We start from the raw sequence: 14,203 nt of genomic DNA, 5'->3' as shown, positions 1-14,203 counted from the left end.
GATATCGGGAGGCCCGAGGGGCCGGTGCTGCGGCATGATGGGGGGCGGCAGGGCCGCTCCGCGGCCGGCGGACGGCGTACGCAGAGGGAGAGGACGCAGGTGGCGCAGAGGGACCCCGATTGCCTGTTCTGCAAGATCGTGGCGGGCGAGGTGCCCGCCGAGATCGTCCGCGAGGGCGAGCGGACCATCGCCTTCCGCGACATCAACCCGCAGGCGCCCACGCACGTCCTGGTGATCCCGCGCGACCACGTCCCGGACGTGGGCGCCGCGGCCCGGGCGGGCGCCGGGCTGGTCGACGCGATCGCGGCGGAGGCGGCCGCGGCGGCCGAGGCGGAAGGGATCGGCGACGCCTTCCGGATGGTGTTCAACACGGGCTCGGGGGCCGGGCAGACCGTCTTCCACGTGCACGCCCACGTTCTGGGCGGGCGCGGGATGGAGTGGCCTCCGGGGTGAGCCCGCGCGCCCGGGCGCGGGTCCGCGCCCGGGCCCGCGGAGGTCCCGTTGGGATAAAGTGGGGGAGCCGCTTCGGGCGAATCCCCATGGACGCGAGTAGACAGGGGCGAGACGGCCGCCAGGCCCAACCCATGGTCGAATCAACACAGAACAGCACGCAAGTCAAGATCGTCGTGCCCGAAGAGCACATGATGGTCAGCCTGCTGGGGTCCTCCGACGAGCTGCTGCGCACGGTCGAGCGCGCGTTCGAGAGCGACATCCACGTCCGCGGCAACGAGATCACGATCAGCGGCAGCCCCGAGGAGACCTCGGTGGTGGTCCGGCTGATCGAGGAGCTGCTGGAGCTGGTCAAGAACGGCACGCACATCACGCCGGACGCGATCGACCGCACGCTGGCCATGCTCCGCTCCCCCTCGGTGAGCGAGCGCCCCGCCGACGTGCTCACCATGAACATCCTGTCGTCGCGCGGGCGCACCATCCGGCCCAAGACGCTGAACCAGAAGCGCTACGTGGACGCGATCGACCGGCACACCATCGTGTTCGGCATCGGCCCGGCCGGCACCGGCAAGACCTACCTGGCCATGGCCAAGGCGGTCAAGGCGCTGCAGAACAAGCAGGTCAACCGGATCATCCTGACCCGCCCCGCGGTCGAGGCCGGGGAGCGGCTGGGGTTCCTGCCGGGGACGCTCTACGAGAAGATCGACCCCTACCTGCGCCCGCTCTACGACGCGCTGCACGACATGCTCGACCCGGACAGCATCCCCAAGCTGATGGCGGCGGGCACCATCGAGGTCGCCCCCCTGGCGTACATGCGCGGCCGTACCCTGAACGACTCCTTCATCATCCTGGACGAGGCGCAGAACACCTCTCCCGAGCAGATGAAGATGTTCCTCACCCGGCTGGGCTTCGGCTCCAAGATCGTGGTGACCGGAGACGTCACCCAGGTGGACCTGCCCAGCGGAACCTCCAGCGGGCTGCGCACCATCGAGGACATCCTCACCGGCATCGACGACATCTGGTTCTCCAAGCTGAACAGCGAAGACGTCGTCAGGCACAAGCTGGTGAGCGAGATCGTGGACGCCTACGGCAGGTACGACGGCGGGGGACAGCGCTCGGGGCGCCGCTCCGAGCGTCCGCAACGATGAGGATGGGCGCACGAGAGCAATGAGCATCGACGTCGCGAACGAGTCCGGCGTCCCGGTCGACGAATCGGCCCTGTCCGAACTGGCCAGGTACGTCCTGGACGCGATGCGGATACACCCGCTCGCCGAGCTGTCCGTCGTCCTGGTGGACGAGGAGCCCATGGCGGAGCTGCACATGCGCTGGATGGACCTGCCCGGTCCCACCGACGTCATGTCCTTCCCCATGGACGAGCTGCGTCCGGGCGGACCGGACCGGCCCTCCGAGCCGGGCACCCTGGGCGATGTGATCATCTGCCCGCAGGTGGCGGAGCGCCAGGCGGAGCAGGGCGGGCACAGCGTCCAGGACGAGCTGGACCTGCTGTGCGCGCACGGCATCCTGCACCTGCTCGGCTACGACCACGCCGAGCCCGAGGAGCGCACCGAGATGTTCGGGCTCCAGACCGAGCTGCTGATGGGATGGCGGCCGAGCGCGGCCGCCGCCTCCCGGACCGCCGAGACGCGAGAAGACTGACCGTGGATCCGACGCACCATAGCGCCCTGGCCGCCGGGGCGGCCCTGTTCCCGTCGCCGCCCGCCGCGATCGCCGGCCTCCTGGCCGCGGCCGTGTTCGGGCTGCTCTCCGCCTTCCTGGTGGCCGCGGAGATCGCGGTCACCCGGGTCGCCGCGGGCGGCACCGGGGCGGCCGGCGGCAGGGAGCCGTCCCGGCTGCAGGCCGTCGCGGCCGACCCGGGCAGGTTCCTCAACCTCGTCCTGATGCTCCGGGTGGCCTTCGAGGTGGCCGCGGTGGTCGCCGCCGCGGCTGGATTCGCGGGCCTGCTCGGCGCCGGCTGGCCGGCGCTGCTGCTCACCCTCGTGGTGGTGATCCCGGTGGACTACGTGCTGATGGGCGTCACCCCGCGGATCCTGGGGCGGCAGTTCTCCGTGCCGGTCGCGGGCACGGCGGCGGCGCTGCTGGCCCCGGTCGCGGTGGTCCTCGGCCCGGTGGCCCAGGGCCTGGTCCGGGTGGGGCGCGGCCTCACCCCGCGGAACAAGGGCGAGCGCAGCGGCCCGTTCAGCAGCGAGGAGGAGCTGCGCCGCCTGGTCGACCTGGCCGAGCGCGGGCACGTGATCGACGCCGAGGAGCGGGAGATGATCCACTCGGTGTTCAAGCTGGACGACACCGTCGTCCGCGAGGTCATGGTGCCGCGCACCGACATCGTCTTCATCGGCGGCGACGAGGGCCTGGACGACTGCCTGTCGCTCGCGCTGCGCAGCGGCTTCTCCCGGATCCCGGTGACCGGCGAGGACGAGGACGACGTGATCGGCATCGTCTACCTGAAGGACGCTGCCGCGCTCATGCAGGAGCGGTGGGCCCGCGGGGAGGGCGAGCGGGGCCCGGTGCCCGCCGCGCGCGAGGTGATGCGCCCGGCCAGCTACGTGCCGGACTCCAAGCCGATCGATGAGCTCCTCCGGGAGATGCAGCGGCAGCGGATCCACGTCTCGGTGGTCATCGACGAGTACGGCGGCACCGCCGGGCTGGTCACCATCGAGGACATCGTGGAGGAGATCGTCGGCGAGATCACCGACGAGTACGACGACGAGATCCCGCCGATCGAGCGGCTCGGCGAGGACCGGGCGCGGGTCACCGCGCGGCTGCCCCTGGGCGAGCTGGCCGAGCTCTTCGGCACCGAGGTGGACGCCCCGGAGGTGGACACCGTCGGCGGGCTGCTCGCCTACGCGCTGGGCCGGGTGCCGATCACCGGTTCCAAGGCGGACTACGCTGGTCTCAGGCTCACCGCGGAGAACCCCGCGGGCCGGCGCAACCGGACCGCGACGATCCTGGTGGAGCGGATCGGCGGGGACGGCGGTGCCGGGCCGGGCGTTCCGCGGGACTGAGCCCCCGCCTGCGCCGACACGGCGCGCCCGGCCGTGCCGACACCCCTGCGAAGGAGACCAGTGACCGACGATCAGCGCCCGGAGATCGGGGCCGAGGACGAGAAGCTCATCACCCTGGCGCGCGCCTCGCGCGCCCGCACCGGCGCGGCCGAGGGCGCCGCGGTGCGCGACGAGACCGGCCGCACCTACACCGCGGCCACGGTCGCCCTGCCCAGCCTCAGGCTGACCGCGCTGCAGGCGGCGGTCGCCGCCGCGGTCTCCAGCGAGGCCGCCGCCCTGGAGGCGGCGGTGGTCGTCGGCGCCGGGGGCGAACTGAGCGCGGACGACCTCGCGGTCGCCGCCGACCTGAAGACCCCGCTGGTGGTGCTGGCGGCCCCGGACGGGACGCCCACCGCCGTCACCCGCTCCTGACGCGGACGGGGCGGGCCGCGCACCGGGGACACCGGGGCGCCGCCGCACCGACCGCGCGGCCCGCCCGCACCGCATGAACGTGAGACATCCATGGACGAGCTCGACCTCGAAAGACTCCGCACGCCGCTGCCGCCGCTCTCCTACCCGGAGGGCTTCCGCAGCGGTTTCGCGTGCTTCGTCGGCCGCCCCAACGTGGGCAAGTCGACGCTGATGAACGCGCTGGTGGGGCAGAAGGTCGCCATCACCAGCAACCGCCCGCAGACCACCCGGCGCACCGTGCGCGGCATCGTGCACCGCCCGGACTCCCAGCTGATCATCGTGGACACCCCGGGCCTGCACAAGCCGCGCACCCTGCTGGGCGAGCGGCTGGACAGCCTGGTCCGCTCCACCCTGGTGGAGGTGGACGTGATCGGCTTCTGCGTGCCGGCCGACGAGCCGATCGGCCGCGGCGACACCTACATCGCCCGGGAGCTGGCCGCGCAGCGGGATACCCCGGTGGTCGCGCTGGTCACCAAGACCGACAAGGCCACCCGGGAGCAGGTCGCCGAGCAGCTGCTGGCCGTCCAGGAGCTGGGCGGGTGGACCGACATCGTGCCGGTCTCCGCGGAGAACGGGGAGAACCTGGACCGGGCGGCGGACGTGCTCTGCGGCCACCTGCCGGAGGGGCCGCCGCTCTACCCGGACGGCGACCTCACCGACGAGCCGGACGAGATGCTCGTCGCCGAGCTGGTCCGGGAGGCCGCCCTGGAGGGCGTCCGGGACGAGCTGCCGCACTCGATCGCGGTGATGGTGGACGAGATGGGCCCGCGCGAGGGCGCCCGGCAGGGCCGGGAGCTCACCGACATCTACGCTTCGCTCTACGTGGAGCGCCCCAGCCAGAAGGCGATCGTCATCGGCGCCAAGGGCGAGCGGCTGCGCCGGGTGGGCACGGCGGCCCGCAAGCAGATCGAGGCGCTGCTGGGCACCCGGGTCTACCTCGACCTGCGGGTCCGGGTGGCCAAGGACTGGCAGCGCGACCCCAAGCAGCTCCGCCGGCTCGGCTTCGACCAGCAGACCTGACCGCGCGGACGCCCCGGCGGAGGAGAAGAGCCCCCGCCGGGGAGCCGGGCCCTGCCCGCGGTCCCGGCCTCCGCCGGCACTCGGGCCGACCGGTCGGCCCGCGGAGGCGACGGGCGGAGCGGGGCACCGCCCCGCCGCGCCCGGGCCGTGCGGCGGCCGGTGCGGCCGTCCGCAGCGGCCGGGGGGAGGCCCAGGCGGCCTGCGGACGGGCGGCCCGGGAGAGGGCCGCGCCCCGGGCGGTCCGCCCGCTCGGGCGCCGGCCGCGCGGGGCGGAGGAGGGATCGCGGGGGCCGTCCCGGCCGGGACGGCGACCGCCCGCCGCGGCGGGCGGTCACCGCCTCCGCGGCCCCGGGGAGGGGCTCCCCCCCCCCGGGCCCGCGGGCGGGGCGGCGGCCCGTCAGCTCTGGTGGTTGAGGTCGCCGGCCAGGGCGAGGGCGGCGCGCTGCACGATCGGCGCGGCCTTGTCCACGAAGTCCCAGCTGACCCGGGCCTCCGGGCCGGAGATGGAGACGGCCATCATGGCGGGGCCGCCGAGCACCGGGACGGCCAGGCAGCGCACCCCGATCTCCTGCTCGCCGTCGTCGATGGCGTAGCCCCGCTCCCGGATGCGCACCATCTCCTCGGCGAAGGCCTCAGGGGTGCTGATGGTGCGGTCGGTGGCGGCCGGCATCCCGGTCCGGCCGACGGTGGCCAGCGCCTCCTCTTCGGGCAGCTGGGCCAGGAGCGCCTTGCCCACGCCCGCGGAGTGCGGCAGCACCCTCCGGCCCACCTCGGTGAACATCCGCATCGCGTGCGGTGAGGGGACCTGGGCGACGTAGACCACCTTGTCCCCGTCGAGCATCGCCAGGTTGGCGGTCTCGCCGAGCTCGTCCACCAGCTGCGCCAGGTGCGGCCGGGCCCAGGTGCCGAGCATCCGCGACGCGCTCTCGCCCAGTCCGATCAGCCGCGGCCCCAGCGCGTACCGGCGCGAGGGGAGCTGGCGCACGTACCCGTTGTCCACCAGGGTGCGGATGATGCGGTGGATGGTGGGGAGCGGCAGCCCGGAGGAGTCGGCGAGCTGGCTCAGCGAGATCTCCCCGCCGGCGTCGGCCATGATCTCCAACAGGGCGAACGCGCGGTCGAGCGACTGCACCCCGCCCGCTCTCGCCCGGGGGACGTCGCCAGAGGGGGCGCCCTCGATCGAGGTCTGTGACGTTGCCAAAGGTCTCCAGCTCCCATCGCCTGGCCTCCGCGGTCGTGCGGCGGCCGTCAGGATCATCCGGTCTCATTCTGCGATACGGAAGTAGAGGGACGCCAATGGCGCCCCGCAGCCGCATCCCGGTTCCCGCCCGCGCGCCCTCCGGTGCGCGAACCGGTGCCCCGCCGCAGGTCTTCGGCGGCGTTCCGCTCCTCGTCGGTGCTCGGGTCCGCGGGTCCGGCCGGGAAGCCCGCACCGAACCCCTTGTTCTTCCGAATTGTAGAAGTTAGTGTCCGCTATATAAAAGATCTAGCGGGTGGCGTTTTCCTCTTCGCGCCATCCGGTGACAGCCACGGAAGGGAAGTACCAAGTGGGAGAGCAGGAGGCCGCGCAGAGCGGGCGGCGGTTGGCCGGAATCGGCCTCGGCGAGCTCGCCGACGCACTCGACGCGCGGCTCGCGGACGCCGACGCGCGGCTCATCGCGCAGTACCCCGGGGACTCCGGCCGGCGCCAGCCGGTGCACACCGTCTACGTCCCGGCCGACCAGGTGCGCGCCGGGATCTGCGCCGAGTGGGGCGAGCAGGCGCTGGCCTCCCTGGACGAGTTCGCGCCCGACGCCGAGGCGCTGGCCGCCGCGGTCGGCATGGACCCGGGCGCGGTGGCCGACGCGCTCCCGCGGGTCCGCGCCAAGCTCGCCGCGGAGCCGATCGAGGACCTCCGCATCGACCTGGAGGACGGCTACGGGGCCCGCTCCGACGAGGAGGAGGACGGCCACGTCGCCTCCGCCGTCGCCGCGCTCGCCGCCGACCTCGAGTCCGGCCAGGCCCCGCCCTACCTCGGGGTGCGGATGAAAGGCATGGAGTCCGCCGGGCGCCGCCGCGGCCTGCGCAGCCTCGCCCTGTTCATCGGCGGGCTGCTGGACGCCGCCGGCCGCCTCCCCGAGGGCTTCGTCTTCACCCTGCCCAAGATCACCTCGGTCGACCAGGTGGAGGCCATGGTCTGGGCGTCCGAGCAGCTGGAGAAGCGGTTCGGGCTGCCCGCCGGCCGGCTCGGCTTCGAGCTGCAGATCGAGACCCCGCAGTCGGTGCTCACCCCGGACGGCGCCGCCGCGGTCGCGCGGATGGTGCACGCCGGGGAGGGCCGGGTGACCGGCCTGCACTACGGCACCTACGACTACAGCGCCGCGGTGGGCGTCACCGCCGCCTTCCAGAGCATGGCGCACCCGGCCGCCGACCACGCCAAGGCGGTCATGCAGCTCGCCGCGGCCGGCACCGGGGTGTGGCTCTCCGACGGCTCCACCAACGTGGTGCCGGTGGGCGGCCGCGAGCAGGTGCACGCCGCCTGGGCGCTCCACGCGGGCCTGGTCCGCCGCTCCCTGGAACGCGCCTACTACCAGGGCTGGGACCTCCACCCGCACCAGCTGCCCACCCGCTACCTGGCCACCTACGCCTTCTACCGGGAGGCGTTCGGGCCCGCGGCCGCGCGGCTCAAGGCCTACCTGGGCGCGGCCGGCGGCGGCGTGCTGGACGAGCCCGCCACCGCGCAGGCGCTCGCCTCCGCCCTGGTGCGCGGCTGCAACTGCGGCGCCCTGGAGGAGTCCGAGGTCGAGGCGGCCACCGGGGTCGGCTCCGAGGTGCTGCGCGGCTTCGCCGACCGGAGGGTCGGCTGAACCGCCCGGCGGCACGGAACCGTCAACACCAGCGGGAACAGGAGAACCATGCCTGAACACGACTACGAACTCGTCGTACGCGCACGCCGGGCCATCACCCCGGAGGGCGAGCGCCCGGTGGCGATCGGGGTCCGCGGCGGGAGGATCGCCGAGATCGCCGGCGCCGACGCGCCGCTGGACGGCGCGCGCACCGTCCAGACCGCCGAGGACGAGGTGCTGCTGCCCGGCCTGGTCGACAGCCACGTGCACGTCAACGAGCCCGGCCGGACCGACTGGGAGGGCTTCGCCAGCGCCACCCGGGCGGCCGCCGCCGGCGGCGTCACCACCTTCGTCGACATGCCGCTGAACAGCATCCCGCCGACCACCACGGCCGAGGGGCTGCGGGTGAAGCGGGAGGCCACAGAGGGCCAGCTCGCGGTGGACGTCGGCCTCTGGGGCGGCGCGGTGCCGGAGAACAGCGCCCCCGGGGAGACCGGGGAGCTGGCCGCCCTGTACGAGGAGGGCGTCTACGGCTTCAAGGCGTTCCTCTCGCCCTCCGGCGTGGACGAGTTCGGCCACCTCACCCCGGAGCTGTACCGCTCCGCCGCGGCGGCCATCGGGGAGCTGGGCGGCACCATCATCGTGCACGCCGAGGACCCCGGGCTGCTGGAGTCGGCGCCCGCCGCCTCCGGACCGGAGTACGCCTCCTTCCTCGCCTCCCGCCCGGACGAGGCCGAGCACGAGGCGATCCGCCTGGTCATCGAGACCGCCCGGCGGACCGGGACCCGCTCGCACATCCTGCACCTGTCCACCGCCACGGCCCTGCCGATGATCGAGAAGGCCAGGGCGGACGGCGTCCCGCTGACCGTGGAGACCTGCCCGCACTACCTGACCATCGCGGCGGAGGAGGTGCCCGCGGGCGCCACCCAGTTCAAGTGCTGCCCGCCGATCCGCGGCGCGGCCAACCGCGACGCGCTGTGGCGGGCGCTGGCCGACGGGGTGATCGACTGCGTGGTCAGCGACCACTCGCCGAGCACCGTCGACCTGAAGGACCTGGACACCGGTGACTTCGGCACCGCCTGGGGCGGCGTCTCCGGCCTCCAGGTGGGCTTCTCCGCGGTGTGGAGCGAGGCGAGCGCGCGCGGCCACTCGCTGGCCGACGTGGTGCGCTGGATGGCCTCCGGCCCGGTCCGGGTGGCCGGTATCACCGGCAAGGGCGCGCTGGCGGTCGGCAACGACGCGGACTTCGCCGTGGTCGCCCCTGAGGCGCGCACCCGCATCGACGCCCGGACGCTGCAGCACAAGAACCCGCTGAGCGCCTACGACGGCCGGGAGCTCACCGGCGTCGTCCGCGCGACCTACCTGCGCGGCGAGCGGATCGACCCGGCCGCGCCCAAGGGCCGGCTGCTCCGCCGCTCCTGACCGGCCCAGGGCCGGGGAGGGCCGCCGCACCCCTCCCCGGCCCTGATCCCACTTCCGGCCCTGCCCCGACTTCCGGTCCGGTCCCCGCAGCGGGGGCCGGGCCTCCGCCATGTTCCGGCCGGGCGTTCCGGCGTGTCCCGGGCAGGCGGCTCCGGCCGGGTGCGGCGTCTCGCGGGGCAGGGGTTCAGGCGGGCGGCGACGGCGGGAGGGGGACCGGCTGGTCGGTCGGGCGCGGCGCCTCGCGGAGCGGAGGTTCAAGCAGGCGGCGACGGCAGCGGTAGGGGCGGGGTGCAGGCCTCGCCCGGGCGCGCGCCCCACGGGGCCGGGGTTCAGGCGGGCGGCGAGGGCGGGAGGGGGCGGGGCGCCGCGTTCACCGGCCCGGCCCGCGCCGACCAGGGGCCGTATCCCATATGCCGGGTTTGCGGCGGGAATCGGGCAGGGGCCGGGCGCCCTGCGCACCCCGGCGGCACCCCGATTACATCTACCAGCGAGTAGTAAGCCCCGAAGCCCCCCATACCCCCTCACCGGTTACCCAGAGTGGCCAAGCAGAGCCTCCCAGGAGAACAAAAGCGACATCTCGCCCCCCGCCTCCGCCCTTCCCGGGTTCCGGTCCTCTGCTTTGCGGCCTTGCAGGTGGCTCGAACCCCCGATCACCGGCCCGGTCAGGGCGATTCGGGCCTTCTGGGGCCCGATCCGGCCCGGGATGCGCGCCCGGGAATCACCGGGGTGCTCTCGCGGTGCGCAGGGCACCCCACCCCGCCATCACCTTGCGTATTCGCCTAGGCCAGAGAGGTGTGGTGGTTTCAGGGGCGGCCGGCCCCGGCGCCCGGGCGACGCGGGCACGGCGAACCCGCCACCGGCCCCACATCTGCCGTCCCGGCCCGCTCTGCCGCGCCGGACCGACCGGCCGGTGCCCACCGCCGCCTTCGCTGCCGGCTTGAACCCCGACCCCGCGAGAGGCCGTGCCCGGGCGACCAGCTGCACCCCGCCCCCACCTTCGCCGTCGCCGCTGGCTTGAACCGCCACCCCGTGGGGCGCCGCGCCGGACCGACCGGCCGGTGCCCACCGCCGCCTTCGCTGCCGGCTTGAACCCCGACCCCGCGAGAGGCCGTGCCCGGGCGACCAGCTGCACCCCGCCCCCACCTTCGCCGTCGCCGCCGGTCTGAACCCCCGCCCCGTGGGGCGCCGCGCTCGATCGACCGGCCGGTTCCCCTCCCTGCCGTCGCTGCCCGCTTGAACCTTCGCTCCGTGGGGCGCCGCGCCCGACCGACTGGCTGGTACACCCCCCTTCCTACTCTCGCCGCCTGCTTGAAGCTCGGCCCTGTGGGGTGCCGCGCTCGGGCTCGGGTGGGGCCGCGGGAACCTTGCCTGGGCCGTTGCGGACGGGGAACGGCCCCGGGCGCGGTGCCCGGGGCCGTTCCTGGGGGGTGGGGGGTGGAGGAGGTCAGTCGCTCTTGGCGCTGAGCTCCCCCTCTTCGCCGGCCGGCTCACCGCCGTCGGCGCCGGCGTTCCCGCCGGCTTCCCCGCGCCCGGAGGGGTGCTTCCCGTCGGCCTCCCCGCCGCCGGAGGGTCGACGCCCGTCGTCGCTGCCGGAGCGGTAGGCGGCGTCGGCGGCCTCGGTGTACTTGGCCTCGCCGGGGCCGGCGGTCTTCAGCTCGTCCCGGTCGATCTCGGCGGAGGGCGCCGGGCTCTTGCCGCGGCCGATCACGTTGAAGCAGATGTTCAGCACGATCGCCACGATCGCGGCGCCCACGATGCCCGAGTGCAGCACGGTGGCGATCGGGCCGGGGAAGCCCTCGTAGAAGTCCGGCACCGCCATCGGCAGGATGCCGAACCCGAGCGAGGTCGCCACCAGGATCAGGTTGAGGTTGTTGTCGAAGTCGACCTTGCCCAGGGTGCGGATGCCGCTGGCCGCGACGGTGCCGAAGAGCACCAGGCCCGCGCCGCCCAGCACCGGCATCGGGATCGCCGCCACCGCCCGGCCGAGCACCGGGAACAGCCCGAGGACGATCAGGATGCCGGCGCCGCTGGCCACCACGAAGCGGCTCTTGATCTTGGTGAGCGCCAGCAGGCCGATGTTCTGCGCGAACGAGCTGCCCGGGGTGGTGTTGAAGATCGGGCCGATGATGGAGGCGCTCACGTCGGCGCGGAGGCCGGCCGAGATGCGCTTGGCGTCCACCTTGGAGCCGGTGATCTCGGCGACCGCGATGATGTGCGAGGCGCCCTCGGTCAGCACCACCAGCATGATCACGCACATGGTCAGGATGGCCGCGAGCTCGAACTCCGGCATGCCGAAGTGCAGCGGCGAGCCCAGCGCGAAGAACGCGCCGTCGGAGACCGCGCTGAAGTCGGTCTTGCCGAGCGGCAGCGCGATCAGGGTGCCGGCGACCAGGCCGAGCAGGACCGCCACCCGGCCGAGCAGGCCCGGCAGCACCCGGGAGAAGAGCAGGACCAGGGCGAGCGTCGCCGCACCGAGCCCGATGTCGCTCAGCGACGGGTGTCCGGAGGGGTTGTTGTTGACGATCCACCCGGCGGCGACCGGCATCAGCGACAGGCCGATGACGGTGATGATGCTGCCGGTGACCGCGGGCGGGAAGAAGCGCACGAGCTGCCCGAAGAACGGCGTCAGGCAGAGGGCGAACAGGCCGCCCACCAGGGAGGCGCCGAAGACCACCGGGAGCCCCTGGTCGGTGGCGATGGTGGTCATCGCGCCGACCGGGACGAAGGAGGCGGCCACCACGATCGGCAGCTGGGCGCCGGTGCGCCACGGGCCGAGCGTCTGCAGCAGGGTGGCGATGCCGGCGACCAGCAGCGCGCCGCTGACCAGGATCCCCTGGTCGGCAGGGCTGAGGCCGGCCGCACCGCCGATCACCAGGGCCGGTGCGACGGCCCCGGCGTACATGGTCAGGATGTGCTGCAGGCCGTAGAGGCCGAGCAGCTTCGCGGGGAGGCGTTCGTCTTCAGGGCGTGGGGGGATTGAGGTGTCCCCGTCGTGGGCGGCGGCGTTCGTCGTGGCCGGGGTGCCGTCTTCCGACTTTCCGTGTTGCATGGCCAGTGTCAGCCCCTTGGGGTCTTGGTGCGACCGTCCCGAGGTGCGGGGCACTCCACCCTGGGGGACACCGTCCCGGGGTGCGGTCGAACCGGTTGTCGGGTCGGGAGCGGTCCCGTTGCGCCCTTCAGGGGCCGCTCCTGTCCTGCTCCGGCCGCAGCGCGGGCGGCCGGTCGCGCGGACTCACCGTCCGCGCTCCCCTCCCCGGGGGCACCGGGGAGGGGTGGTCTGGATGTCCGGCCGGGGAGGTGTCAGGCCCCCGGTTCCGGGTGCGGCCCGGCGGGCGGCCGGTCCGCGTCGTGGTCGTGCCCTCCCGCATCCGCGCTCCGTCCGCGGCGGCCCGCGTTGAACAGGATGTTGAGGACGATGGCGACCAGCGAGGCGCCCACGATGCCGGAGTGCAGCACGGTGGCGGCCCAGCCGGGCAGGCCTGCGTAGAAGTGCGGGAACAGCAGCGGGATCAGGCCCGCGCCCAGCGAGGCGCCGACCAGCACCAGGTTGAGCTGGTCGGTCAGGTCGTCCTCGGCGATCGTCTTGATGCCGCTGGCCGCGACGGTGCCGAAGAGCACCAGGCCCGCGCCGCCGAGCACCGGCATCGGCACCGCGGCGACGAGCCGGCCCAGCACCGGGAAGAGCCCCAGCAGGACCAGCAGGCCGCCGGCCCAGGCCACCACGTAGCGGCTGCGCACCCGGGTCATCGCCACCAGGCCGATGTTCTGCGCGAAGGAGGAGACCGGGAAGGTGTTGACCAGCGGTGCGATGGTGGTGGCCAGCGCGCTCGCGCGCAGCCCCTCGGAGATCCGCCGCCGGTCCACCCGGGCGCCGACGACCGCGCCGACGCCCATGATGTTGGCGGTGCCCTCGGTCAGCACCACGAGCATCACGATGCACATGGTCAGGATCGCCGCGGGCTGGAACGTGGGGAGCCCGAAGTGGAACGGCTCGGGCAGGGCGAACAGCGGGCCCGGCGCGACCTCGGAGAAGTCGGCCCGCCCGGTCAGCGCGGCCACCGCGGTCCCGGTGACCAGGCCGATCAGGATGGAGAACCGGCCGATCACGCCGGGGATCCGGTTGAGCAGCAGCACCAGGGCCAGCGTGCCCAGGCCCAGCAGCAGGTCGCCGGAGGCGGGCACGCCTCCGGGCGCGTCGCCCACGATCCAGCCCAGCGCCACGGGGAAGAGCGAGAGCCCGATGACGGTGACGATGGTCCCGGTGACGATCGGCGGGAAGAACCGCGCCAGGGAGCCGAAGAACGGGGAGATGGCGAGGCCGAACAGGCCCGCCGCGAGCGAGGCCCCGAAGACCGCGGGCAGCCCGCCGCCGGCGGCGATCGACTCCATCGCGCCGACCGGCACGAAGGTCGCGCCGACCACGATGGGCAGCTGGGAGCCGAGCCGAAGCCAGCGCACGCCGAGCGTCTGGAGCAGGGTGGCGACGCCGGCGAGCAGCGTGGTGGCGGCGATCAGGGTCGCGGTCCGCGCCCCGTCGAGGCCGGCCGCGGTGCCGATGATCAGCGGCGGGGTGATCAGCCCCGCGTACATGGTGAGCAGGTGCTGGAGTCCGCCGATGAGGTACTGGCCGGTGGTGTGCCGGCAGTCCTCGGGGCGCTCTTCGGCGCCCTGCCCCGGCGGAGGGGCCGAGCGGTCCCGGGTCGCCGTGGCGGTGGGTTCGTGCTGCGCGCGGGGGTCGTTTCCACCGCCGTCGTTGTCGTTTCGCATGTTCCTTGACCGGGCCCCTACTGGGTCAGTGGGTGCGGGCCGGCGCCCCTGGGCGGGGCGCAGGGCCCGTGTGCGTCGGGTGAGGGGCGCGCATCCGGGATGCGGGTACGCGTCGCGGCCGTGCGGCTGTCGCGGTGCGGTTCGCGCGCCGACGGCTGGCGGTCGGGGACGGCGGAGGCGCCGCCCAGGCCGGGACGGGGGTCCGGGCCCCGAAGGGGGCGGGGCCCGGACCGGGAGGGGGAGCCTCGG

Annotated in this window: 11 protein-coding genes; 8 read left to right on the top strand and 3 right to left on the bottom strand. The window is 74.3% G+C overall.

All coding sequences use genetic code 11. The features are described from left to right. Window positions 1-99 precede the first annotated feature (99 nt). The 6 genes from J0910_RS23465 (at window position 100) to era (ending at window position 4,940) form a co-directional block, all read left to right on the top strand. Window positions 100-453: an HIT domain-containing protein gene (locus J0910_RS23465; RefSeq protein WP_420160703.1), complete on the top strand. Its 354-nt coding sequence runs from the start codon at window positions 100-102 to the stop codon at window positions 451-453. A gap of 131 nt (window positions 454-584) precedes the next feature. After that, window positions 585-1,598, top strand: a complete 1,014-nt coding sequence (locus tag J0910_RS23460) for a PhoH family protein (RefSeq protein ID WP_420160702.1) — start codon at window positions 585-587, stop codon at window positions 1,596-1,598. 19 nt (window positions 1,599-1,617) lie between these two features. After that, entirely contained in the window at window positions 1,618-2,106 is a 489-nt protein-coding gene (gene ybeY, locus J0910_RS23455) for an rRNA maturation RNase YbeY (protein WP_420160701.1), read from the top strand. Beyond that, window positions 2,052-3,470: a hemolysin family protein gene (locus tag J0910_RS23450; protein ID WP_420160700.1), complete on the top strand. Its 1,419-nt coding sequence runs from the start codon at window positions 2,052-2,054 to the stop codon at window positions 3,468-3,470. The genes ybeY and J0910_RS23450 overlap by 55 nt, the downstream gene beginning before the upstream one ends. 60 nt (window positions 3,471-3,530) lie before the next feature. Beyond that, complete coding sequence (locus J0910_RS23445; protein WP_420160699.1) at window positions 3,531-3,881, top strand: cytidine deaminase; 351 nt, start codon at window positions 3,531-3,533, stop codon at window positions 3,879-3,881. A 90-nt stretch (window positions 3,882-3,971) separates the two neighbouring features. Continuing rightward, entirely contained in the window at window positions 3,972-4,940 is a 969-nt protein-coding gene (gene era / locus J0910_RS23440; RefSeq protein ID WP_420160698.1) for a GTPase Era, read from the top strand. A 397-nt stretch (window positions 4,941-5,337) separates the two neighbouring features. On the opposite strand, the gene J0910_RS23435 is transcribed toward era, so the two are convergent. After that, complete coding sequence (locus J0910_RS23435) at window positions 5,338-6,072, bottom strand: IclR family transcriptional regulator (RefSeq protein WP_420162065.1); 735 nt, start codon at window positions 6,070-6,072, stop codon at window positions 5,338-5,340. Window positions 6,073-6,523: 451 nt separating this feature from the next. Here J0910_RS23435 and J0910_RS23430 point away from each other — a divergent pair, with 451 nt between their 5' ends. Both J0910_RS23430 and allB read left to right on the top strand, forming a co-directional pair. Next, the gene (locus J0910_RS23430; protein ID WP_420162064.1) at window positions 6,524-7,786 is read left to right on the top strand and encodes a DUF6986 family protein; all 1,263 of its coding nucleotides are present in this window, start codon (window positions 6,524-6,526) and stop codon (window positions 7,784-7,786) included. 48 nt (window positions 7,787-7,834) lie between these two features. Beyond that, the gene (allB, locus tag J0910_RS23425; protein WP_420160697.1) at window positions 7,835-9,187 is read left to right on the top strand and encodes an allantoinase AllB; all 1,353 of its coding nucleotides are present in this window, start codon (window positions 7,835-7,837) and stop codon (window positions 9,185-9,187) included. Window positions 9,188-10,631: 1,444 nt separating this feature from the next. On the opposite strand, the gene J0910_RS23420 is transcribed toward allB, so the two are convergent. After that, complete coding sequence (locus tag J0910_RS23420) at window positions 10,632-12,236, bottom strand: nucleobase:cation symporter-2 family protein (protein WP_420160696.1); 1,605 nt, start codon at window positions 12,234-12,236, stop codon at window positions 10,632-10,634. A gap of 251 nt (window positions 12,237-12,487) precedes the next feature. Next, complete coding sequence (locus J0910_RS23415) at window positions 12,488-13,954, bottom strand: nucleobase:cation symporter-2 family protein (protein ID WP_420160695.1); 1,467 nt, start codon at window positions 13,952-13,954, stop codon at window positions 12,488-12,490. Window positions 13,955-14,203: the final 249 nt, after the last annotated feature.

Source organism: Nocardiopsis oceanisediminis, from assembly GCF_048595525.1.
Lineage (GTDB): Bacteria > Actinomycetota > Actinomycetes > Streptosporangiales > Streptosporangiaceae > Nocardiopsis_A > Nocardiopsis_A oceanisediminis.
This window is presented reverse-complemented; position numbering and strand designations above follow the sequence as displayed.

Coding starts and splice junctions, on each gene's coding strand:
- J0910_RS23420 (WP_420160696.1), bottom strand. CDS start 12,236: ATGCAACACGGAAAGTCGGAAGACGGCACCCCGGCCACGACGAACGCC.
- J0910_RS23450 (WP_420160700.1), top strand. CDS start 2,052: ATGGCGGCCGAGCGCGGCCGCCGCCTCCCGGACCGCCGAGACGCGAGA.
- J0910_RS23415 (WP_420160695.1), bottom strand. CDS start 13,954: ATGCGAAACGACAACGACGGCGGTGGAAACGACCCCCGCGCGCAGCAC.
- era (WP_420160698.1), top strand. CDS start 3,972: ATGGACGAGCTCGACCTCGAAAGACTCCGCACGCCGCTGCCGCCGCTC.
- J0910_RS23460 (WP_420160702.1), top strand. CDS start 585: ATGGTCGAATCAACACAGAACAGCACGCAAGTCAAGATCGTCGTGCCC.
- ybeY (WP_420160701.1), top strand. CDS start 1,618: ATGAGCATCGACGTCGCGAACGAGTCCGGCGTCCCGGTCGACGAATCG.
- allB (WP_420160697.1), top strand. CDS start 7,835: ATGCCTGAACACGACTACGAACTCGTCGTACGCGCACGCCGGGCCATC.